Origin of the sequence: Streptomyces lacaronensis, from assembly GCF_047337785.1 — a bacterium.
Classification (GTDB): domain Bacteria; phylum Actinomycetota; class Actinomycetes; order Streptomycetales; family Streptomycetaceae; genus Streptomyces; species Streptomyces lycopersici.
This window is the reverse complement of record NZ_JBLHDK010000003.1, coordinates 7723325-7745909: the sequence shown is the minus strand read 5'-3', so window position 1 is coordinate 7745909 and position 22585 is coordinate 7723325. Positions and strand designations below refer to the sequence as shown.

The following is a 22585-nucleotide window of genomic DNA, read 5'->3' as shown; positions in this document are numbered from 1 at the left end:
GATCAAGGAGATTCCGACCGACAAGTCGGCGTGACCAGGCCGGACTCATAGGCCACGATGACAAGCTGGGCGCGGTCGCGGGCGCCCAGCTTGCCCATGATGCGGCTGACATGCGTCTTGGTGGTGAGCGGCGAGAGGCCGAGGGTCTGCGCGGCCTCGGCGTTGTTGAGGCCCCGGGCGACGAGGGCGAGCACCTGCCGTTCGCGCTCGGAGCGCGCGGCCAGTGCGGCGGGCGCGGGAACGCCGGGCGGCGGGGCCTCCGGCAGGCGCAGGACACGGGCGATGAGCCGGGCGGTGGGGCCGGGCGAGAGCAGGGACTCCCCCGCCGCCACGGTCCGTATGGCGTCGAGGAGTTCGGCGGGCCGGGTGTCCTTCACCAGGAAGCCGGACGCGCCCGCGCGCAGCGCCTCGACGATGTGCTCATCGGTGTCGTACGTCGTCAGCACGAGCACCTTGACCCCGGCGAGATCCTCGTCGGCGGCGATGCGGCGGGTGGCCTCGATGCCGTCGAGATCGGGCATCCGGATGTCCATGAGCACGAGGTCGGCGCGGGCGGTGCGGGCCAGTTCGACGGCCTCGCGGCCGGTGCCCGCCTGCCCGACCACGTCCATGTCGCGGGCCGAGGAGACCAGCATGGCGAAGGCGGAACGGACCAGCGTCTGGTCGTCCGCGAGCAACACCCTGATCGGCGGGTCCGGTGGCGTGGTCATGCGGTGGCCTCCCTGGGCGGTGCGGCGGTCTGTCCGGTACTGGTGACAGGGCCAGTGCCGGTACCGGCGCCAGCGCCAGTGCCGGTGTCGGTGCCGGTGCCGGTGCCGGTGCCCGTACGGCCGCCGGGCGGGCCACCCCTCCCCCACGGCAGCGCGGCCCTGATCGCGAAGCCGGGGCCGTCCTCGCGCGGTCCCGCGGACAGGGTGCCCGCGACGCTGCGGGCCCGCTCGCGCATGCCCACGATGCCGTAGCCCGTTTCGACGGGCGCGGTAAGGGGCGGTTCCTCGCCCCCGGGGCCGTCGTCCACTGCGGCGACGCTCAGCTCCCCCTCGTCCCGTACGAGCGTGATCCGCACCCTTGTGCCGGGCGCGTGGCGGACGGCGTTGGTCAGGGCCTCCTGCACGATCCGGTACGCGGCGGCGCCCACGGCGGGCGACAGTTCGGACGCCTCCACGTCGACCGTAAGGTCCACACGGACGCCCGCCGCCTCCGCCGCCGCGGCCAGGTCGGCGAGTCCGGCGAGCCCCGGCAGCGGTCCGGTGCCCTCCTCGTCCGCGCGGTCGGCGTCGCCGCCCGTGCCGCCGCGGAGCACCTGGAGGGTGGCCCGGAGCTCGGCGCGGGCGTCCCGGCAGGTGTCGGCGATCGAGTCGAGCGCCTTGGCCATCGCCTCGCGGTCCAGCCGCTCGGGGTCCGCGATCAGGACATGCGCCGCGACGGAGGTCTGGACGCCGATGAGGGTGATGCTGTGCGCGAGCAGATCGTGCAGATCGCGGGCGATGCGCAGCCGCTCCTCGGCGACCCGCCGGGCCGCTTCGTCCTCGCGGGTCCGCTCGGCGCGTTCGGCCCGCTCCAGGATCGCGGCGATGTACTTGCGGTGGATGCGGACCGCCTCGCCGATCACCACGACCGACAGCACCCAGCCGGAGGTGCGCAGCATGTCGAGACCGGCGTGCGGCTTCCCGCTCAGGGCCATCACCGACACCATGATCGAGATCACGACGGTGACGGTGAGGAAGGACCGCAGCGGCGGGCCCATGACGGCGAGCGTGTAGACGGCGAGGAGCCCGGCCGGGACGACCGCGAGGTGGACGTTGTCCATGGCGTGGTACGGCCCGACCATGAACACCACCATCACGGTGACCACCATCGGGCTGTGCCGCCGCCCGATGAGCACCGTGGCGCTGGCGGCGAGCAGCGCCCAGCCGAACGCGTCCGGGCGGTGGCCGTTCCGGTCGGGGTTGAGCAGCGCCAGGACCACTTGGAGGACCAGCACCGCACCGGCGATCCGGGCGTCCACCCGCCGCCGCTTGCGGGCCTCCTCCGGGGCCTCCGCGGGGCGGGGGCCGTTGTGCAGGGCACGCGACGCGGAGGCGATCGCGCGGTGGACGGCGGAGCGCGCGGCGGGGTGCCGGGCGTCGGCGGCGCGCTCGGGCGCGTTGGGCGCGGAGTGGGTCGTAGGAGGTACGGGCACGGGCTCCATCCTCGGGGATCCGCCTCGGGCCGAGCCATAGGGCTGCCATGGGGCCACATGGGGCTGCCATAGGGCTGCCATAGGGCTGCCATAGGGCTGCCATAGGGCTGTATGCGCCCCATAGGGCGGTACGAAGGGTGTCCCGGAGCCCGGACCGGCCGTCCCCTGTACGGCCGGTCCGGGCCGAGGGACGGCGTCAGCCGCCGCGTACGGCCGGTTCCGGGCGGGACCCGGCGGCGGGTCCGTCCTGGGCGGCCGGGTCCGGCGAGGCGGGCGTACGGCGGAAGAGGGCGCCCGGCCACCACACCCACCGCTTCAGCAGCAGGCTCGCCGACGTCACCAGGTACGTCCGTACGAGGAAGGTGTCGAGCAGCACGCCGACCGCCACCACGAACCCCATCTCGACCAGCATCACCAGCGGCAGCGTGGCCAGCACCGCGAAGGTCGCCGCCAGCACCAGACCGGCCGAGGCGATCACCCCGCCCGTCGTGCGCAGCGCGGTCACCGCCGCGTCCGGGACCTCCGCCCCGCGCAGCGACTCCTCCCGCATCCGGTGCATCAGGAAGATGCCGTAGTCCACGCCGAGGGCGACCAGGAAGACGAAGGAGAGCAGCGGCAGCCCGGGGTCGACCCCGGCGAAGCCGAAGACCGGGCCGAAGAAGAGCCCGCCGAGCCCCATCGCCGCTCCCCACACCGCCACCACGGCGACTACGAGGACCAGCGGCGCGACGAGGCCGCGCAGCAGGGCGGCGAGGATCAGCAGTACGGCGATCAGCACCAGCGGGATGACCAGCATCCGGTCGCGGGCGTTGGTGTCCTTCAGGTCGAGCTGCTGGGCGCTGGGTCCGCCGACCAGCGCGTCGGCACCCTCGACCCGCACCAGACCGGAGCGCAGCGCGTGCAGCGCGGCCGTCTCGTCCGCCGACTGCGGGGCGCCCCGCGGGAAGACGTCGATCTCCGTCCAGCCGCCGCCGCTGCGCCCGGCGTCCGCCCGCGCCACCCCCTCCGTGCCGCGTGCCCGCCGCAGCACCTCGTCCGCGCCCGCGGTGCGCGCCATCACGCTGATGGGCTGGCTGCTGCTGTCCGGATAGGCATCGGCGAGGGTCTGCGTGGCGGCCACCGACTCGGGCTTGTCGGTGAAGGTGTCCTCCTGCTTGAGATCGCCGGGCAGATTGAGCACCCCGAGGGCGAGGACGCCCAGCAGCGCGGCACCTCCGAGGAGCACGGCACCGGGCCGGCGGCGGGCCGAGTCGCCCATCGCCTCGAAGAACCCGCGCCGGGTCGCCCGCGGTTCACTGCCGTAGACGGGGATCAGCGGCCAGAACACCCGGCGCCCCAGCAGCACCAGCACCGCGGGCAGCAGCGTCATCATCGCGGCCAGCGCGCAGATGACCCCGACCGCGCCGACCGGACCCAGTCCGCTGCTGCTGTTGAGGTCGGCGGCGAGCAGACACAGCAGCCCGGCCGCCACGGTGCCGCTGGAGGCGAGCACCGCCGGACCGCAGCCGCGCAGGGCCTCGCGCATCGCGTCGTACGGGGCGCGGTGGCGGCGCAGCTCCTCGCGGTAGCGGGACACGATCAGCAGGGCGTAGTCGGTGCCCGCGCCGAACACCAGCACCGTCATGATGGAGGAGCTCATGCTGGTGACGATGAGGTCGAAGCCCTGGACGAGGCCGTAGACGATCGCGATCGCGGCCATGGCGGCGACACCGACCACCCCCAGCGGCACCAGCCACAGCAGCGGGCTGCGATAGGTGACGATCAGCAGCAGGGCGACCACCCCGGCGGTGGCGAACATCAGCGTGCCGTCGGTGGAGGCGAAGACCTCCTGCGAGTCGGCGCTGAGCGCCCCGGGACCGCCGACCTGGACGGTCAGGCCCTCGGGATGGGAGGCGAGCTCGGCGCGGACGTCCTTGACGGCGTCGGCCCGCTCCTTCTCGTCCGTCAGGCCGGTGAGCGCCATGGGGTACATCACGGTCGTGCCGTCCTTGGACGGCACGGCGCGCGGCGCCGTGCCGCCGACGAGGTCATGGCGCCCCGCCACCTCGGCGACCCGCCCGCCGGCCGCCTTACGGTCGGCGTCGGTCAGCCCGCCGTCGCGGTGGAAGACGAGGACGAGGTCGATGGTGTCGCCACCGGGCAGCCGCTCCTGGAGCCGGGCCACCTGTGTGGAGTCGGCGCCCGCCGGGAGGTAGTCGACGGCCGTGTCCCGTTTGGCGCCCTCCAGCTTGCCCGCGAAGGGGACGGCGACGAGGAGCAGCAGCACCCAGCCGGCGATGACCGCCCAGGGCAGCGAGCGCCGCCGCTTGCCGCCAACCGCGGCGGGCGGTGGCGCCTCCGGTTGTTGGGGTTCTCCAGCGATCCCTGACGATGTCGTCTGCATGCCCCCAGGCTTCCGGCGCCCGGGCGCCGATACCTCGCGCCGACGACGGAGATGGCGGCTACTGCGCCGGGGGCGAGGAGGGGGCGATTACTCCCTGGGGAGTACGGAGAGCGGACCGGAACCCTCCGCTCAGAACGCCGCCCTTGTGGCCGCCAGCAGGCGGGCCGTGTCGTCGGGACAGATCATCAGCGCCCGGCCGACCGTCTCCAGGACCGCGCGCTCGGCCGGGCGGTACGGGCCGTCGGCCACGGCGATCCGGGCGCCCTGGAGGAGGATGGCCTCCCGGCCGGTGGGGGCCAGATGCGGGGCCAGCGGCTCCAGGGCCTCGTGCAGCTCGATGGCCAGCGCCGTACCGCACGGGTCCAGGCCGTCCCGCTCGCCGCACGCGCCCGGCAGCCGCCCGGTGTCGGCGGCGAGGGCCTCGATGAGCGCGAGCAGCTGCTCCTCGCTGCAGTCGGCGAACCCGGCGGCGCGCACCGCGCCGACCGCGACCTGCCGGACCGCCGTCGCCTCGGTGCCGCCCGCGGCGAGGACCGCGAGGGCCACGGTGTGCACCGCGTCGCGGAGCATCGCGGAGAAGCGGGTCGTGGTGGGGTGGTCGAGCACCTCCGTGCCGTAGCGGCTGCCGCAGGCCGCGCATTCCACGATGGGCGCGACCGGTCCGCGTGGCAGCACCGGCAGGCCGAGCACCACGATGCGGCGACGGCCGGTACGGCGGCGGTAGTTGCGGTCACCCCCGCACTCGGGGCAGAAGAACTCACCATCGCCGACGGTCCGCCACAGAGTGCGTACGCCTACCACACACAGGTCCCGGTCACGGCGGGCTCGCCGGTGCACCACGTCACACCTCCATAACGCTTCGGCCACGTTGCCGCGTTGACGTGATGCTAGCCACATCCATGATGTGACGTCAGTACCCCGAACGGAGACAACAGGCCAAACCCGAGGCCCCGCCCACCTCGCGGGGTGAACGGGGCCCATGTGGGTGACCAGGTCAACGGGGTGATGACCCCGTCCGATCAGGCCGGTGAAAGATCACTTACCCAATCTGAAGGAATCCGAAGGATTCCGTAAGGATCACCGGCGAGCCCGGTTCACCGCGGAGACGACGGCCTTGAGGGAGGCGCGCACGATGTTGGCGTCGATCCCGACGCCCCACAGCACCTGCCCGTCGATCGCGCACTCGATGTACGCGGCGGCCTGCGACGCGGCGCCCTCGCTCAGGGTGTGCTCGGAGTAGTCCAGCAGCCGTACGTCCACGTCAATCGCGGCCAGGGCGTCGAAGAAGGCCGCCAGCGGGCCGTTGCCGGTGCCGGTCAGCACCGTCCCGGCGCCGTCCACGACCGCCTCGACGGTGAGCGCGTCGGTGCCCTCGCTGGTGGTCGAGGTCTGCGCGCTGCGCAGCGAGATCCGGCCCCACCGGTTGTCCTCGGTCGGCAGGTACTCGTCCTGGAAGGCCGCCCAGATCTGGCCCGGGGTGACCTCGCCGCCCTCGGCGTCGGTCTTGGCCTGAATCGTCTTGGAGAACTCGATCTGCATCCTGCGCGGCAGGTCCAGGTTGTGGTCGTTCTTCAGGACATAGGCGATGCCGCCCTTGCCGGACTGGGAGTTCACCCGGATCACGGCCTCGTAGGAGCGGCCGACGTCCTTGGGGTCGATGGGCAGGTACGGGACGGCCCACTCGATCTCGTCCACCGTCTTGCCCTGCTCGGCCGCGCTCGCCTCCAGCGCCTCGAACCCCTTCTTGATGGCGTCCTGGTGGGAGCCGGAGAAGGCGGTGTAGACCAGATCGCCCGCGTAGGGGTGGCGCGGGTGGATCTCCATCTGGTTGCAGTATTCGGCGGTGCGGCGGATCTCGTCGATCTGCGAGAAGTCGATCTGCGGGTCGACGCCCTGGGAGAACAGGTTCATACCCAGCGTCACCAGGTCGACATTGCCGGTGCGCTCGCCCTGCCCGAACAGGCAGCCCTCGATGCGGTCCGCCCCGGCCATGATCGCCAGCTCGGCGGCGGCGACGGCGGTGCCGCGGTCGTTGTGCGGATGCACCGACAGGCAGATGTGCTCGCGCCGGGACAGATGGCGCGACATCCACTCGAAGCGGTCCGCGTGGGTGGACGGGGTCGAGCGCTCGACGGTGGCCGGCAGATTCAGGATGATCTCGCGGCCCTCCTCGGGCTGCCAGACGTCCATGACGCCCTCGCAGACCTCCAGGGCGAAGTCCAGCTCGGTGTCGGTGAAGATCTCCGGGCTGTACTGGTAGCCGAAGACCGTGTCACCGCCGAGGATCTTGTCGGCGTACTCCACCACCAGCCGGGTGCCGTCCACCGCGATCTGCTTGACCTGCTCCCGGGTGCCGCGGAAGACGACACGGCGGAAGGTGGGGGCGGTGGCGTTGTACAGGTGCACGGTGGCCTTGTGCGCCCCGCGCAGCGACTCCACGGTGCGCTCGATCAGCTCCTCGCGCGCCTGGGTGAGGACGGAGATCGTCACGTCCTCCGGGATCGCGCCCTCCTCGATGATCGACCGTACGAAGTCGAAGTCGGTCTGGCCGGAGGAGGGGAAGCCGACCTCGATCTCCTTGTAGCCCATGCGCACCAGCAGGTCGAACATCTCGCGCTTGCGGGCCGGGGACATCGGATCGATCAGCGCCTGGTTGCCGTCCCGCAGATCGGTGGACAGCCAGCGCGGGGCGACGGTGATGCGGTTGTCCGGCCAGGTGCGGTCCGGGATGTCGACGGCCTCGTACGGGCCGTACTTGTGGATCGGCATCCCCGAGGGGCGCTGGGTGACGCTCGCGGCGGTGATGGGGGTGGGACGGCCGACGCCGTCACCGGAGATCGCGTCCGGGCCGGAGGTCTCGGAATGGCCGGGCGTATCGGAGTGAGTCATGGTGCGCGGGGCTCCTTGGATAGTCCGCTGTCCGCTGGACGAATCCGCTGTCGCGGAAGTCCTGGGGCGACCGACGGGGCGTGATCAGAGCAACGCCGAACTCCGCGGGGAGGGGGTCGGCCGTTCGACTACAGGCCCTCGCCGCGGCAGCTAAGAAGAAGCAGCCCGAAACGCATGATGGAGAGCAGCCTAACCGAGACGCACGGGCCGGGCGGACCCGTATCACTATGCGGACCGAAGCATGTGCTTCGGAGGAATACACATCTTCCACTCGATTTCAGCAATCATGACCGCAAGGCGTGACACCGACGTCACGCGATGCGACATTGCCAGCCATGGACGCCAATGCCAATGCCCGCCTTGCCCGCGGTCACCACCACACCGCCTTCTGCACGATCGTGCCGCCGCACGTCCTGGACAAGCTGTCCCACGCCGAGGACGCCTCGCTGGCCGATCCCGCCCGCCGCACGCTCGAGCACGACGCCCTCCAGCGCACCCGCCGCCGGATCACCACCGTGCGCGGCGTCCCCGCCGCGCGGGCGGCCGCTCCCTCCGACAAGCCCCAGCGCACCATCTACGACGCCCAGCACCGGACCTCGCTGCCCGGCAGGGAGACGCGCGGCGAGGGCGACCAGGCGAGCGGGGACGACTCGGTGAACCGCGCGTACGACGGGCTCGGCGCGACCTTCGAGCTCTTCTTCAAGGCGTACGGCCGGCGCTCGATCGACGACTCGGGGCTGCCGCTGAACGCGAGCGTCCACTACAGCGAGGACTACAACAACGCCTTCTGGGACGGCGAGCAGATGGTCTTCGGCGACGGGGACGGCGAGGTCTTCCAGGACTTCACCCTCCCGGTCGACGTGATGGCCCATGAGCTCACCCACGGCGTCACGCAGTACACCGCCAACCTCGAGTACTTCGGCCAGTCCGGGGCGCTCAACGAGTCGATGTCCGACGTCTTCGGCTCCCTGGTCAAGCAGCATGTACTCGGCCTCGGCGCCGAGGAGGCCGACTGGCTGATCGGCGCGGGGCTGCTGACGGACCGGGTCACCGGGGTGGCCCTGCGCTCCATGAAGGCCCCGGGCACGGCGTACGACGACGATGTGCTGGGCAAGGACCCGCAGCCGGGCACCATGGACGACTACGTCCGCACCTCACGTGACAACGGCGGCGTCCACATCAACTCCGGCATCCCCAACCACGCCTTCTACCTCGCCGCCACCGCCCTGGGCGGCAACGCCTGGGAGCGCGCCGGGCAGATCTGGTACGACGTGCTGACCGGCGGCGATCTGGCCTCCGACGCGCAGTTCGCCGACTTCGCCCAGCTCACGGTGGCCGCGGCGCACGCCCGGTACGGCGAGGGCGAGGAGCAGTCGGCGGTGCGGGAGGCATGGGCCGGGGTGGGCATCACCGATCTGCGGGCCCACGTGGGCGCGCGCTAGGGCACGCCATCGGGTAGTGATGGAGCCATGCGCATCTCCGTCACCCGCACCGGCGGATTCGCCGGAATCGAGCGCCGGGCCGAGCTGGACACCACCGGCCGGCCCGACGCCACCCATCTCGACGCCCTGGCCCACCAGGCCGTCGAGACCGGCCACACCACGGCCGCCCGCGGCGTGCCCGACGGCTTCCAGTACGAGATCACCGTCGACGGCCGCACCGTCCACACCGCGGATCCCCAGCTGAGCGACGCCCAGCGGGAACTGATCCGCGCGGTGCTGAAGGAAGGCGCGTAAGGGCCGCGCGGCCTCGGCGGACGCACCGAGGCCGAGGCCGCGGCGGACGCACCGAGCCCCGCGCGCCGGGCTCAGAACCCCAGCTTCCGCAACTGCTTGGGGTCACGCTGCCAGTCCTTCGCCACCTTCACATGCAGGTCGAGGAAGACCGGCGTGCCCAGCAGCGCTTCAATGTGCTTGCGGGACTTGGTGCCCACGTCCTTCAGGCGGCGGCCCTTGGGGCCGATGATGATGCCCTTCTGGCTGGGCCGCTCGATGTAGAGGTTGGCGTGGATGTCCAGCAGCGGCCGGTCCGCGGGGCGGCCCTCGCGGGGCAGCATCTCCTCCACCACCACCGCGATGGAGTGCGGCAGTTCGTCCCGTACGCCCTCCAGCGCGGCCTCCCGGATCAGCTCGGCCACCATGACCTGCTCGGGCTCGTCGGTGAGGTCGCCCTCGGCGTAGAGCGTCGGGCCCTCGGGCAGCAGCGGGACCAGCAGATCCGCCAGCAGATTCACTTGCCGGTCACCTACGGCCGACACGGGGACGATCTCGGCCCACTCGATGCCCAGCTCCTTGCCGAGCCGGTCGACGGCGATCAGTTGCTGGGCCAGCTGCTCGGGCTCGACCAGGTCGGTCTTGGTGACGATCGCGACCTTGGGGGTCTTCTTGACCCCCGCGAGCTCGGTGGCGATATAGCGGTCGCCGGGGCCCAGCTTCTGGTCGGCGGGCAGGCAGAAGCCGATGACGTCGACCTCGGCCCAGGTGGTGCGCACCACATCGTTGAGCCGCTCGCCGAGCAGGGTGCGCGGCTTGTGCAGACCGGGGGTGTCGACGAGCACCAGCTGGGCGTCGGGGCGGTGCACGATGCCGCGGACGGTGTGGCGGGTGGTCTGCGGGCGGTTCGAGGTGATCGCGACCTTCGTCCCCACCAGCGCGTTGGTCAGGGTCGACTTGCCCGCGTTGGGGCGGCCGACGAAGCAGGCGAAGCCCGAGCGGTGCGGGGTCTCCCGCTGCTCGGTCGGGGACGGGGAGGTACCGGCAGTCATGGCCCCCATTCTCCCCGATGCCCCGACCCGCTCGGACCAGCCGTCCCGGCCTCGTACGACCGCCGGGCGCGGGCGGGCCGGATCAGGCGTCCAGCGTGGCCCGCAGGGTGCCGTCGGGGCCCGCCAGCAGCACCGGGGTCCCGGCCCCGCCGAGGTCCCGGACGGCCGCGCGGTCCTCCTCCGAGGCGCTCTCGGCGTCGGTCACCACCGCCGCGGCCTCCAGGGACGTGGCACCGCTCGCCACGGCCATGGCGACGGCGGTCCGGAGGGCGCTCAGCTTCAGCGAGTCGAGGGCCACGGTCCCGGCCACGTACGTACGCCCCGTCTCGTCGCGGACGGCGGCGCCCTCCGGCACGGAGTTGCGGGCCCGCACGGAGCGGGCCAGCGTGATGATCTTGCGGTCTTCGGGGTCCAACTGCGCTGCTTCGCTCATGCGGACGAGCATATGCGGGGCGTTGACCGGCGGTGACTCCGGTGGGCACACGGCGGCCCGCGCCGGGCCGCGGTGCGGCGGCCCGGCGCGGGCGGTACGCGGGTGTGCGGTTGTGCGGTTGTGCGGTTGTGCTCAGGGGCTCAGGCGCCCTACGGGAGGAGCGGCAGCGGCTGGAAGGTCAGCGAGGCCGAACCCGACGACGGGCTCAGGCCCGGTGCGCCCGCGAAGGAGGCGGTGTACGTCGAGGCGGTGATCACCGTCGACGGGACGGCGACATTGCTGAGCGTCGCCGTACCACTGGCATTGGTGACCGCGCTGCCCAGCGCGATCGGGCCCAGTGAGGAGTTGGCGACGAAGGTGAGGGTCTGGCCGGGGATCGGGTTGTTCGACGCGTCCCTCAGTGTCGCGCTCAGGGTCGGGATGACGAACGTGCCGTTGATCCGCAGCCGGATGGTGGCCGGGGTGGCGGTCACGGTGGTCCCGGTCGGCGCCACGGCCACGTTCTGGGTGATCGTCGGTGAGGTGGAACCGGCGAAGCAGGTGTCGCCGCCGTAGGTGGCGGTGACCGTGTGCGCCCCGGTGGTGAGGGTGCTGGTGTTGACGGTGGCCTGTCCCGCGCCGTTGAGCGTGCCGATGAGGGTGGGCCCGCCGCTGATCACGAAGGTGACGGTCCCGGTCGGGGTGCCCGTCGCCGGCGGCACCGCGGTCACGGTGGCGGTGAAGGTCACGTTCTGGCCGGGAGTGGACGGGTTCGGCGAGGAGGTGAGCACGGTCGTGGTGGTCGCCTGGACGACGGTGACGGAGCCGGACGCCGAGGAGCCCGCCACGCCCGTGTTGCCCGCGTACGTGGCCGTCACCGCGTGCGTGCCCACCGGAATGGCACTGGTCGTCACACACGCCTGACCGGTCGCGTTCAGCGTTCCGATCAACGTCGGACCGCCCGCGATCGTGAACGTCACCGTCCCGGTCGGCGCGCAGGTGCCGGGCGACGTCGTGGTGACCTGCGCGCACAGGGTCACCGGCTGGCCGCACACCGGGGAGGCGGGCGTGATGGTCAGCGCGGTCGTGGACGCGGCCTGGCCGACGGTGATGGATCCGGAGGCCGAGGAGCCCGCCACGCCCGTGTTGCCCGCGTACGTGGCCGTCACCGCGTGCGTGCCCACCGGAATGGCGCTGGTCGTCACACACGCCTGACCGGTCGCGTCGAGCGTTCCGGTCAGGGTCGGACCGCCCGCGATCGTGAACGTGACCGTCCCGGTCGGGGTGCAGGTACTGGGCGCCGCGACCGTCACCTGGGCGCACAGGGTCACCGGCTGGCCGCACACCGGCGAGGAGGGCAGGAAGCTCAGCGTCGTGGTGGAGACGCCCTGGTTGACCGTGACGGACCCGGAGGCGGACGAGCCCGCGACGCCGGTGTCACCCGCGTAGGTGGCCGTCACCGCGTGGGTGCCGACCGGAATGGCGCTGGTGGTCACACACGCCTGACCGGTCGCGTTCAGCGTTCCGATCAACGTCGGACCGCCCGCGATCGTGAACGTCACCGTCCCGGTCGGCGCGCAGGTGCCGGGCGACGTCGTGGTCACCTGCGCGCACAGGGTCACCGACTGGCCGCACGCCGGAGAGGCGGGCGTGATGGTCAGCGCGGTCGTGGACGCGGCCTGGCCGACGGTGACGGACCCGGAAGCCGACGAGCCCGCCACACCGGTGTCACCCGCGTAGGTGGCCGTCACCGCATGAGTACCCACCGGAATCGCACCGGTCGTCACACACGCCTGACCACTCGCGTTCAACGTCCCGATCAACGTCGGACCACCCGCGATCGTGAACGTCACCGTCCCGGTCGGACTGCACGTCCCCGGCGGCGTCGTGGTCACCTGCGCGCACAGGGTCACCGACTGACCGCACACCGGAGAGGCGGGCGTGATGGTCAGCGCGGTCGTGGACGCGGCCTGGCCGACGGAGACCGACCCGGAAACCGACGAACCCGCCACGCCCGTGTTGCCCGCGTACGTGGCCGTCACCGCATGAGTACCCACCGGAATCGCACCGGTCGTCACACACGCCTGACCACTCGCGTTCAACGTCCCGATCAACGTCGGACCACCCGCGATCGTGAACGTCACCGTGCCCGTGGGCGTACAGGTGCTCGGCGGCGACACCGTCACCTGGGCGCACAGGGTCACCGTCTCACCGCACACCGGCGAGGCCGGGGAGATGGTGAGGGTCGTGGTCGAGGCCCCCTGACCGACCGTGACCGATCCGGTGCCGGTCGAGCCCGAGACGTTCCCGTTGCCGCCGTAGGTGGCCGTTACGGCATGGGGCCCCACCGGGATGGCGGCAGTCGTCACACACGCCTGACCACTCGCGTTCAACGTCCCGGTCAGGGTCGGACCGCCCGCGACCGTGAACGTCACGGTGCCCGTCGGGGTGCAGGTGCCGGGAGCGACGACCGCCACCTGGGCGCACAGGGTCACCGTCTCACCGCACACCGGCGAGGCCGGGGAGATGGTGAGGGTCGTGGTCGAGGCCGCCGGGCTGACGGTGAGCGGAGTCAAGGGCGAGTTGGAGGTGGCGAAGTTGGTGTCGCCGTTGTAGAACGCGGCGACCTGGTGCGTGCCCACGCTCAGGGCGGGGACGGTCACGGAGGCGTTCCCGGATCCGTCGAGGGTCCCGGTCACCGTGGGCCCGTCCGCGCTGATGATGAAGGTGACCGTACCGGTGGGGGTGCCGCTGCCCGGGGGCACCGCCGCCACGTTGGCGGTCAGGGTCACGCTCTCGCCGCAGACGGGCGCGGGCGGGACGAAGGTGACGGTGGTGGCGGTCGCCGCCTGGTTGACCTGCTGGATGGTCGTGCCGGACGAATTGTCCAGCGGATCACTCGAGTTGACGAAGTTCGCCGTGACCAGATGGGAGCCGACGGCGAGCGTGGAGTCGGTCACGCTGGCCGTGCCGGAGTCGGGCCCGGTCTGGGTGAGTGTCACGGGGCCGAGGGTCGGGCCTCCGGCGATGACGAAGGTCACGTCGCCCCACGGAGGGGTCCCGGCGGTGATGCCGGTGACGGTGGCGGTGTAGGTGACGGATTCGCCGAAGACGGAGGGATTCGGTACGGAGGTCACCGCGGTGATGGACATGGAAGCGGCCGCCCTTTCCTGAGCTCAGGGGGATGAGCCGCCCGGCTCCGCGCGACGCGTGCCGCGCGGAGCCATGGCCTCTGTACGGGGGTGCCCATACGGTCGACCCGTCTACGTCAAAGCAGAGAGGCCGACTGTCCCCCGACAGAGGTATGGGCGACCCACCAGTCGGTATCTGCAAGTAAGCGGGCGCCTACGCCAGATGGGCCAGGGAGCGGACGGCTATTCCACCCAGATGGCGCAGCGCGGCCCGCGCGTTGGCGATGCGCTGGCGCGACGGCCCGCTGTCGTGGGGGCGGGTGCCGCGCCCCGGCGCGTACGGCGGGAGCACGGGAGGCGGACCGGGCCGGGCCGGGCCGGAGCACAGTGCGGCCCCGCCCACGGGGTGTGGACGGGGCCGCGTCACGGCTTGCTCGGGGACTACTCCGGCTCGGCCGCTGCGGTTTCGCGGACCGGCTCGACCAGCACCGTGACGATGCGGTTGCGGCGGCCCGCCGGGGACTCGGCGGTCAGCCGCAGCGCCTTGAGCGCGGGGTCCACACCGCCCCCGGGGACGTCCACCTCGGCCCTGGCGCCCGCGATCGGCACCCGGCCCAGCGCCTTGGCGAGCAGCCCGCCCACCGTCTCGACGTCCTCGTCCTCCAGATCCGTGCCGTACAGCTCGCCGAGGTCGCCCAGGGCGAGCCGGGCGGTCACCCGGTGGGTGCCGTCGCCGAGGTCCTCGACGGGCGGCAGCTCGCGGTCGTACTCGTCGGTGATCTCGCCGACGATCTCCTCGAGGATGTCCTCGATGGTGACGATCCCGGCCGTGCCGCCGTACTCGTCGATCACCACGGCCACGTGGTTGCGATCCTGCTGCATCTCGCGCAGCAGATCGCCCGCGTTCTTGGTGTCCGGGACGAAGGCGGCGGGCCGCATCGCGGTCGAGACCAGCTCGGTCTCGGCCTCGCGGTTGATATGCGTCTTGCGGACCAGGTCCTTGAGGTAGACGATCCCGACGATGTCGTCCTCGTTCTCCCCGGTGACCGGTATCCGGGAGAAGCCGGAGCGCAGCGCGAGGGTGAGGGCCTGCCGGATGGTCTTGAAGCGCTCGATGACCACGAGGTCGGTGCGCGGCACCATCACCTCGCGCACCAGGGTGTCGCCGAGCTCGAAGACGGAGTGGACCATGCGCCGCTCCTCGTCCTCGATCAGCGACTCCTGCTCGGCGAGGTCCACCAGGGCGCGCAGCTCGGCCTCGGAGGCGAACGGGCCCTTGCGGAAGCCCTTGCCGGGCGTGAGCGCGTTACCGAGGAGGATCAGCAGCGGCGGGATGGGGCCCATGACCCGGGCCAGCGGGATCAGCACATAGGCGGCGACGGTCGCGGTGTTGAGCGGATGCTGGGCGCCGATGGTGCGCGGGGAGACGCCGACGGCCACGTACGACACCAGGACCATCACGCCGATCGCGACGGTCAGCGCCTTCCAGGTCTCGGGGAACTCGCGCAGGCTCGCGAACGTGACGACCGCGCCCGCCGCGACCTCGCAGGCGACCCGGACCAGCAGGGCCACATTGAGATAGCGGGTGGGGTCCTCGGCGACGAGCATCAGCTTGGCGCTGCCCCGGCGCCCGGAGCGCACGGCCTCCTCGGCGCGGAACCGGGTGGTGCGGGCGAGACCGGCCTCCGCGCAGGCCGCCAGCCAGGCCACCACGACCAGCAGGACGGCCGCGGTGACGAGCTGCGCGCTCATCGGACGGTGGGGGCCGGGGAGGGGCCGGTGACGCCCTGCTCCGCGCGCCAGCCGTCGACGATGGCGGCCTGGAGGCCGAACATCTCGGCGCGCTCGTCCGCCTCCTCGTGGTCATAGCCGAGGAGGTGGAGGACGCCGTGGACGGTGAGCAGCTGGAGCTCCTCGTCCATGGAGTGCCCGGTCGGCGCCTCCTCCCCCTGCTTCTTGGCCACTTCGGGACAGAGCACGATGTCCCCGAGGAGGCCCTGCGGGGGCTCCTCGTCGTCCTTGGCCGGCGGGCGCAGCTCGTCCATCGGGAAGGACATGACATCGGTCGGACCCGGCAGATCCATCCACTGGATGTGCAGCTGCTCCATGGCGTCGGCGTCGACGACGATCACCGAGAGCTCGGAGAGCGGGTGGATACGCATCCGGGCGAGCGCGTAGCGGGCGATGTCCAGCACCGCCCGCTCGTCGATATCGGTACCGGATTCGTTGTTGACGTCGATCGCCATGGGGGTCGTGGTTACTTTCCGTTGCGGCTGTCGTACTGGTCGTATGCGTCGACGATCCGGCCGACCAGCTTGTGACGGACCACGTCGGTGCTGGTGAGCATGGAGAAGTGAACATCCTCGACGCCGTCCAGGATCTCCCGCACCTGGCGCAGACCGCTCTTGGTCCCGCCGGGGAGGTCGATCTGGGTGATGTCGCCCGTGATCACTATCTTGGAGTCGAAGCCGAGCCGGGTGAGGAACATCTTCATCTGCTCGGGGTTCGTGTTCTGGGCCTCGTCGAGGATGATGAACGCGTCATTGAGCGTACGGCCACGCATATACGCCAGCGGCGCGACCTCGATCGTGCCCGCGGCCATCAGGCGCGGGATCGAGTCGGGGTCGAGCATGTCGTGCAGCGCGTCGTACAGCGGCCGCAGATACGGGTCGATCTTCTCGTAGAGGGTGCCGGGCAGGAAGCCCAGCCGCTCCCCCGCCTCGACCGCCGGCCGGGTGAGGATGATCCGGTTGACCTGCTTGGACTGCAGCGCCTGGACCGCCTTGGCCATGGCGAGATAGGTCTTGCCGGTGCCCGCGGGGCCGATGCCGAAGACGACCGTGTGCTTGTCGATGGCGTCGACATAGCGCTTCTGGTTGAGCGTCTTGGGGCGGATGGTGCGGCCGCGGTTGGAGAGGATGTTCTGGGTGAGCACCTCGGCGGGCGTCTCCTGCACCCCGCTCTCGCCGTTCTCGGCCGCGCGCAGCATGGAGATCGAGCGCTCCACCGCATCCTCCGTCATCGGTTGACCGGTGCGGAGCACCAGCATCATCTCATCGAACAGACGCTGGACCAGGGCTACTTCCTTCGGGTCCCCGGTGGCGCTGACTTCGTTGCCCCGTACATGAATATCGGTCGCCGGGAACGCGTTCTCGATCACACGGAGCAGCGCATCACCGGATCCCAGGACCATGACCATGGGGTGCTTGTTCGGGACCGTGAACTGCGCATGCGCCTGCGGTGCTGTGGTTGGTTGCGTCATGGGCCGGCTCTCTGGCCTGCTTCTACCTCCCGATACAAGGGTTCTCGCCGCTCGACAACCTTGGGTTCCAGGGTACGACGGAGCACCGACAACACCCGAGCCCTTTTACTCCTATCCGCTCATCGCCCCACACACCCGGGGCCCGCCACCCCTGGTCCGCGCCCCGCGCTACGCCTGGCGGAAACCGATCGTCGGGACGGCCCGGCGCAGCGGCCAGGGGCGGGCGGCGGCCGGGAGCAGCCGGTCGAGGAAGGCGTAGCGGCGCAGCGCGCGGGCGGGCTGGTCGTCGTAGGCGCGGGCGTGCTGCCACCAGGCGGCGATCTCGACCCAGCCGGGCGCCGACAGCGAACCGCCGAATTCCTGCACCGACAGCGCGGCGGTCAGCCCCGCGAAGGCCAGCCGGTCGGCGAGCGGCCACCCGGCGAGCGTGCCGGTGACGAAACCGGCCACGAACACGTCCCCGGCCCCGGTCGGGTCCAGGGCCTCCACGGAGATCGCGGGCACCTCGGCGGTCTCGCCGGTGCGGCCGTCGACCGCGTACGCCCCCTCGGAGCCGAGCGTGACGACGGCCAGCGGGACCAGGTCGGACAGGGCCCGGGCGGCGGCACGCGGGCAGTCGGTGCGGGTGTAGCGCATCGCCTCCTCGGCATTGGGCAGGAACGCCTCGCAGTGCTCCAGCTCGGAGAGGTCGGCCGGGTCCCAGCGGCCGGTGTCGTCCCAGCCGACGTCCGCGAAGACCCTGCTGCCACGGCGAGCGGCCTCGGCGACCCACTCCTGGCCGCGGCCGGGCACCAGGGAGGCCACGGCGGCGCGGGCCGGGGGCGGGCAGCTGGGCGCGGGCTCCTCGGGCGGCGGGGCCTCATGGCCGTGGGAGACCATGGTCCGCTCGCCCTCGTAGGCCATGGAGACGGTCACCGGGGAGTGCCAGCCGGGGATCGTGCGGGACAGCGAGAGGTCGATGCCCTCGCCGTGGTCCAGGGCGTCCCGGCAGTAGTCCCCGTAGTGGTCGTCGCCGAAGGCGGCGGCGAGCGAGGTGCGCAGGCCGAGCCGGGCCAGGGCGGTGGCCATATTGGCGACGCCGCCGGGGCTCGACCCCATGCCGCGGGCCCAGGACTCGGTGCCGCGGACCGGGGCGCTGTCAAGACCGGTGAAGATGATGTCCAGGAAGACCGTGCCGGTGAGATAGACGTCGCAGTCCGCGTCGCCGGGGCGGCGCACGTCCGCGAGCGGGTCGAGCAGGTGGTAGCCCGCCGCCGTGAGCTTGTCGCCGCCGTGTGTCGTCACCGCGCTCTCCCAGGTCTTGCCGGTCCGCCTCCGCCGTCGGATACGGGTGCGGCCAGTGTGCACGATGGCACCGACAACGGGCCGGGGTCCGGCCCACCGTCACCCTGGCGGTCATCGGTCCCGGCGGCCCCGGCGGAGCGCCCTCAGCGCCGTTTGGGCAGCGCCACGGTCATGAGGTCCTGGGCGACCGTGAGCTCCCCGTCGAACCCCGCGTCCCGCGCCTGGCGCTCGAATTCGGAGGGGTCGCCGTAGCGCTGCGAGAAGTGCGTCAGCACCAGGTGCCGAACCCCCGCCCCGGCGGCGAGCCGGGCGGCCTGCCCGGCGGTCAGATGCCCGTACTCGACGGCCAGGGCCTCCTCCTCGTCCAGGAAGGTCGACTCGATGACCAGCAGATCGCACCCCTGCGCCAGGGCGTCGGCGCCGTCGCACATCCGGGTGTCCATGATGAACGCGAAGCGCTGACCCCGGCGCACCTCGCTGACCTCCTCGAGCGCCACCGTGCGCCCCTCGACCTCCAGCACCCGGTCCCGCTGGAGCCGGCCGATCTCCGGGCCACGGACGCCGAGCGCGGCGAGCCGCTCGGGCAGCATCCTGCGGCCGTCCGGTTCGATGAGCCGGTAGCCGTAGGACTCGACGGGGTGCGAGAGCCGGGCGGCCTCCAGCGTGTACGCGGGGGTGCGGGCCAGCACCGCGCCGTCACCGGCGACCGGCTCCTCGGTCAGCGCGACCGTCTCGCGGTAGGCGGTCGCGTAGCGCAGCCGCTCGAAGAACCGCTGTCCGCTCGCCGGGTAGTGGGCGGTCACCCGGTGCGGCACCCGGTCGAGGTTGATCCGCTGGATCACCCCGGCCAGGCCCAGGGAGTGGTCCCCGTGGAAGTGGGTGACGCAGATCCGGTCGATGTCATGGGCGGCGACCCCGGCCCTCACCATCTGGCGCTGAGTACCCTCGCCGGGGTCGAACAGCAGGCCCTCGCCGTCCCAGCGCAGCAGATAGCCGTTGTGGTTGCGGTGCCGGGTCGGCACCTGGCTGGCGGTGCCGAGGACGATCAGTTCCCGCGCGGACAAGGGTTATCCGGGGGGCCAGTTGAGCCCGCGGCCGCCCAGGACGTGGGCATGCGCGTGGAAGACGGTCTGACCGGCGCCGGAGCCGGTGTTGAACACCACGCGGTAGCCCGTCTCGTCGAGCTTCTCATCCGCGGCGACCGCGCCCGCCTCGCGCAGCACATCCGCGGTGGCCTGCGGGTCGGCCGCCGCGAGGGAGGCGGCGTCCGGGTGGTGCGCCTTGGGGATCACCAGGACGTGGGTGGGCGCCTGGGGGTTTATGTCGCGGAAGGCGACGGTGGTGTCCGTCTCGCGGACCACGGTGGCCGGCACCTCCCCCGACACAATCTTGCAGAACAGGCAGTCGGCCTGGGGTTCTCCCGCCACCGGTGGCTCCTCACGGATCGTCGGCACGTACGGTCCGGATGGTACCGGGAGGGCCTGCCGACGGAAGCGATCGCGGCCTATTCGCTCCGGCCACCGCCCCCGGTGTCGCCCTTACCGTCGTCACCGGCACCGTCATCGGCACCGACCTGACCGGCGCCGCCCTCGGTGGACGGGTGCTCCCAAGGGTGGCTGCGGGTCGGCTCGGGAGCCTCCGTGGTCCGGTGCTCCCAGGGAGGACGGCGGGTCGGCTCAGGGGCCTCGGTCGTCCGGTGCTCCCAAGGGTGGCTGCGGGTCGGCTCGGGAGCCTCCGTGGTCCGGTGCTCCCAGGGGGGACTGCGGGTCGGCCGGGGGCTCTCGGTGTCCCGGCCACCGCCCTGGCACTCCCCGATCACATTCGCCTCGAAGACCTTCCGGCCGTCCACCTGGCCGGTCAAGTCGCCCCGGACGCAGTGGTCCTCCCGGACGTAGGTGACCCGGCCCCTGACCCTGACGTCCTTGTCGTTGTCGGTCCTGCCGTGGCAGTCCACCCGTGCGTCGGTCTCCCCGGCCCGGGTCCCCCCGGCCCGCTCGCTCTGCGAGGGCGAAGCGGCACCCGCCGTACGGCCGTGCCTGAATTCGGCGTTGCAGCTCATCCAGCGGACGCCGACACCACCCCGCTCCAGCGCCTCGGTCGCGACCTGGTCCGTGGTGATCGCGACCGTCACGGAGCTGATGCCGCCGCCGGTCGGCTCGCATGCCGTCACCGCGGCCGCCGCCGCGCCGACCGCCGCGACGGCGAAGAGCGTCCGTCCCCGTCCTGTCCGCCGTGCCCGTCTCGCCTGCCGTGTCCGTCGTGCCTGCCTTGCCTGGCTCCATACCCCCATAGGGGGTAGGTTCCCATCGGCCGACGCGAACCGGAAGGCCGTCCTCGGCCAGGTGCCGGCGTACCCGGCGAGGGGTCCCGGACGGGCCCCTCACCCCCAGCGGCCGGTGCGGCCGAGCAGCAGCGCGGCGGCCGCCGTTCCCGCCGTGGAGGTGCGCAGCACGCTCGGGCCCAGCCGGTACGGCCGCGCGCCCGCCTCGGCGAAGGCCGCCAACTCCTCGGGGGACACGCCCCCTTCGGGCCCGACGACCAGCACGATCTCGCCACTCGCGGGCAGTTGGGCCGTCGCGAGCGGTTCCCCGCCCTCCTCGTGGAGCACGGCGGCGAACTGGGCTTCGGCGAGAAACCGGGCAACCTGCCGGGTCGTCATCGCGTCCGTCACCTCGGGGAAGGTCAGCCGACGCGACTGCTTGCCCGCCTCGCGCGCGGTCGACCGCCACTTGCCGAGCGCCTTGAGGCCGCGCTCGCCCTTCCACTGGGTGATGCAGCGGGCGGCCGACCACGGCACGACGGCGTCCACGCCGGTCTCCGTCATGGTCTCCACCGCCAGCTCGCCCCGGTCGCCCTTGGGCAGCGCCTGGACGACGGTGATCCTCGGATCCGGGGCGGTCTCCCGGCGCACCTCGTCCACCGCGACCTCGAGCCTGTCCTTGCCCTCGACGGCCGCCACGGTGCCCTGGACGCCCGTACCGTGACCGTCCGTCAGCACCACCGGCTCACCGACGCGCAGCCGCCTTACGGACACCGCGTGGCGCCCCTCCGGGCCCTCCAGCCGGACCCGGGCCCCCGCGGCCGCCCCCGCCAGGGAATCGGCCACGAACACCGGGGCGGTCACGACACCGCACCCCGCTGGGGCTGAAGGCCCAACGCGGCCCGCGCCGCGTCGAGTTCCACCGCGAGCGTCTCCACCAGCCGCGCGGCGGGCAGCTCACGCGCCAGCCGGTGGCCCTGCCCGGCCCACAGCGCCATCCCCTGGGGGTCTCCCGCCTTCGCGGCCGCCTTACGGAGGCCCGAGGTCATGTGGTGCAGCTGGGGGTAGGCGGCGGGGGCGTACGGGCCGTGCTCACGCAGGAAGCGGTTGACCAGGCCCCGGGCCGGGCGCCCGGAGAAGGCGCGGGTCAGCTCGGTGCGGCCGAACAGCGGATCCGTCATCGCCTGCTTGTGCAGGGCGTTCGCCCCGGACTCGGGGCACACCAGGAACGCGGTCCCCAGCTGGGCCGCGACCGCGCCTGCGGCCAGCGCCGCGGCGATCTGCGAACCGCGCATGATCCCGCCCGCCGCGATGATCGGGATCTGGACGTACTCACGGACCAGCGTGATCAGCGACAGCAGCCCGAGCCCGACGCCCATCCCGTCCGCGGCCGGGTCATTGCTGTACGTGCCCTGGTGACCGCCTGCCTCCACGCCCTGCACGCAGACGGCGTCGGCGCCCGCCCACTGGGCGGTCTGCGCCTCGACGGGCGAGGTCACGGTCACGACCGTACGGGTGCCGACCTTGGCGAGGGCGTCGAGGACGGCTCGGGTCGGGCAGCCGAAGGTGAACGAGACGACCGGGACCGGGTTGTCGAGGAGCACGGCCAGCTTGGCGTCGTACGCGTCGTCCGAGCCCGACTCCGGGTCGCCCAGCGGGGTCTCGTACCAGGCCGCCTCGCCCACGAGCCGCTCACCGTAGGCCGCGACGGCGGCCGGGTCCGGGTTGGGCGGCTGCGGCATGAACAGATTGATGCCGAAGGGCCGGTCGGTCAGCCCCCGCAGCTGTTTGATCTCCTCATACATCGCCTCCGGCGTCTTGTAGCCGGCGGCGAGGAAACCGAGGCCACCGGCCTCGGAGACGGTGGCGGCAAGCTGCGGGCAGGAGGCTCCACCCGCCATCGGCGCCTGCACGATGGGGTACCGGTAAAGATCGGTCAGCGCGGAGGACATGGCCACATCGTGTCATGCCCTCCGCACCGGCTCACCACCGGATCACGGCGCCGCGGAGATCAGCGG

20 protein-coding genes are annotated in these 22585 nt (G+C 72.3%); 2 read left to right on the top strand and 18 right to left on the bottom strand.

All coding sequences use genetic code 11. From position 1 onward, the window contains the following. Positions 1–2 precede the first annotated feature (2 nt). The 5 genes from ACMTAK_RS33090 to leuA all read right to left on the bottom strand — a co-directional run bounded on the left by ACMTAK_RS33090 (position 3) and on the right by leuA (position 7454). Positions 3–710 carry a response regulator transcription factor gene (locus ACMTAK_RS33090; protein WP_413809548.1) on the bottom strand — a complete coding sequence of 236 codons (708 nt, stop codon included), beginning with the start codon at positions 708–710 and terminating at the stop codon, positions 3–5. Beyond that, complete coding sequence (locus ACMTAK_RS33085) at positions 707–2191, bottom strand: sensor histidine kinase (RefSeq protein WP_413809547.1); 1485 nt, start codon at positions 2189–2191, stop codon at positions 707–709. Before ACMTAK_RS33085 ends, ACMTAK_RS33090 begins: the two co-directional genes overlap by 4 nt. Before the next feature lie 187 nt (positions 2192–2378). Continuing rightward, entirely contained in the window at positions 2379–4565 is a 2187-nt protein-coding gene (locus tag ACMTAK_RS33080; RefSeq protein WP_413809546.1) for an MMPL family transporter, read from the bottom strand. Between the two features lie 129 nt (positions 4566–4694). Then, entirely contained in the window at positions 4695–5405 is a 711-nt protein-coding gene (locus tag ACMTAK_RS33075; RefSeq protein WP_044575485.1) for a TerB family tellurite resistance protein, read from the bottom strand. Between the two features lie 237 nt (positions 5406–5642). Further along, complete coding sequence (leuA, locus tag ACMTAK_RS33070) at positions 5643–7454, bottom strand: 2-isopropylmalate synthase (RefSeq protein WP_413809545.1); 1812 nt, start codon at positions 7452–7454, stop codon at positions 5643–5645. A 335-nt stretch (positions 7455–7789) separates the two neighbouring features. Here leuA and ACMTAK_RS33065 point away from each other — a divergent pair, with 335 nt between their 5' ends. Then, complete coding sequence (locus tag ACMTAK_RS33065; RefSeq protein ID WP_413809544.1) at positions 7790–8896, top strand: M4 family metallopeptidase; 1107 nt, start codon at positions 7790–7792, stop codon at positions 8894–8896. 27 nt (positions 8897–8923) lie between these two features. Then, a complete protein-coding gene (locus ACMTAK_RS33060; protein ID WP_413809543.1) occupies positions 8924–9190 on the top strand; it encodes a protealysin inhibitor emfourin in 267 nt (88 codons plus the stop codon). A 71-nt stretch (positions 9191–9261) separates the two neighbouring features. On the opposite strand, the gene era is transcribed toward ACMTAK_RS33060, so the two are convergent. The 13 genes from era to ACMTAK_RS32995 all read right to left on the bottom strand — a co-directional run bounded on the left by era (position 9262) and on the right by ACMTAK_RS32995 (position 22519). Further along, complete coding sequence (gene era / locus ACMTAK_RS33055; protein WP_413809542.1) at positions 9262–10218, bottom strand: GTPase Era; 957 nt, start codon at positions 10216–10218, stop codon at positions 9262–9264. Between the two features lie 82 nt (positions 10219–10300). Next, the gene (locus ACMTAK_RS33050; protein ID WP_121825133.1) at positions 10301–10651 is read right to left on the bottom strand and encodes a cytidine deaminase; all 351 of its coding nucleotides are present in this window, start codon (positions 10649–10651) and stop codon (positions 10301–10303) included. A gap of 149 nt (positions 10652–10800) precedes the next feature. Continuing rightward, positions 10801–13782, bottom strand: coding sequence for a beta strand repeat-containing protein (locus ACMTAK_RS33045; protein ID WP_413809541.1), 2982 nt, complete (start codon positions 13780–13782; stop codon positions 10801–10803). Between the two features lie 193 nt (positions 13783–13975). After that, positions 13976–14164: a hypothetical protein gene (locus ACMTAK_RS33040; RefSeq protein WP_413809540.1), complete on the bottom strand. Its 189-nt coding sequence runs from the start codon at positions 14162–14164 to the stop codon at positions 13976–13978. A 38-nt stretch (positions 14165–14202) separates the two neighbouring features. Then, complete coding sequence (locus ACMTAK_RS33035; RefSeq protein ID WP_413809539.1) at positions 14203–15513, bottom strand: hemolysin family protein; 1311 nt, start codon at positions 15511–15513, stop codon at positions 14203–14205. Beyond that, positions 15510–16007: an rRNA maturation RNase YbeY gene (gene ybeY / locus ACMTAK_RS33030; protein WP_020871394.1), complete on the bottom strand. Its 498-nt coding sequence runs from the start codon at positions 16005–16007 to the stop codon at positions 15510–15512. Before ybeY ends, ACMTAK_RS33035 begins: the two co-directional genes overlap by 4 nt. Positions 16008–16018: 11 nt before the next feature. After that, a complete protein-coding gene (locus tag ACMTAK_RS33025; protein ID WP_121824230.1) occupies positions 16019–17023 on the bottom strand; it encodes a PhoH family protein in 1005 nt (334 codons plus the stop codon). A 168-nt stretch (positions 17024–17191) separates the two neighbouring features. Then, positions 17192–18307 (bottom strand): carbohydrate kinase family protein, encoded by a 1116-nt coding sequence (locus tag ACMTAK_RS33020; protein WP_413809538.1) that lies wholly within the window; start codon positions 18305–18307, stop codon positions 17192–17194. A gap of 143 nt (positions 18308–18450) precedes the next feature. Next, entirely contained in the window at positions 18451–19371 is a 921-nt protein-coding gene (locus tag ACMTAK_RS33015) for a ribonuclease Z (protein WP_413809537.1), read from the bottom strand. Between the two features lie 3 nt (positions 19372–19374). Continuing rightward, positions 19375–19734 (bottom strand): histidine triad nucleotide-binding protein, encoded by a 360-nt coding sequence (locus ACMTAK_RS33010; protein ID WP_201849647.1) that lies wholly within the window; start codon positions 19732–19734, stop codon positions 19375–19377. A gap of 77 nt (positions 19735–19811) precedes the next feature. Continuing rightward, the gene (locus ACMTAK_RS33005; protein WP_413809536.1) at positions 19812–20477 is read right to left on the bottom strand and encodes a hypothetical protein; all 666 of its coding nucleotides are present in this window, start codon (positions 20475–20477) and stop codon (positions 19812–19814) included. A 210-nt stretch (positions 20478–20687) separates the two neighbouring features. Continuing rightward, positions 20688–21431, bottom strand: coding sequence for a 16S rRNA (uracil(1498)-N(3))-methyltransferase (locus ACMTAK_RS33000; RefSeq protein ID WP_413809535.1), 744 nt, complete (start codon positions 21429–21431; stop codon positions 20688–20690). After that, the gene (locus ACMTAK_RS32995; RefSeq protein ID WP_413809534.1) at positions 21428–22519 is read right to left on the bottom strand and encodes a nitronate monooxygenase; all 1092 of its coding nucleotides are present in this window, start codon (positions 22517–22519) and stop codon (positions 21428–21430) included. The genes ACMTAK_RS33000 and ACMTAK_RS32995 overlap by 4 nt, the downstream gene beginning before the upstream one ends. Positions 22520–22585: the final 66 nt, after the last annotated feature.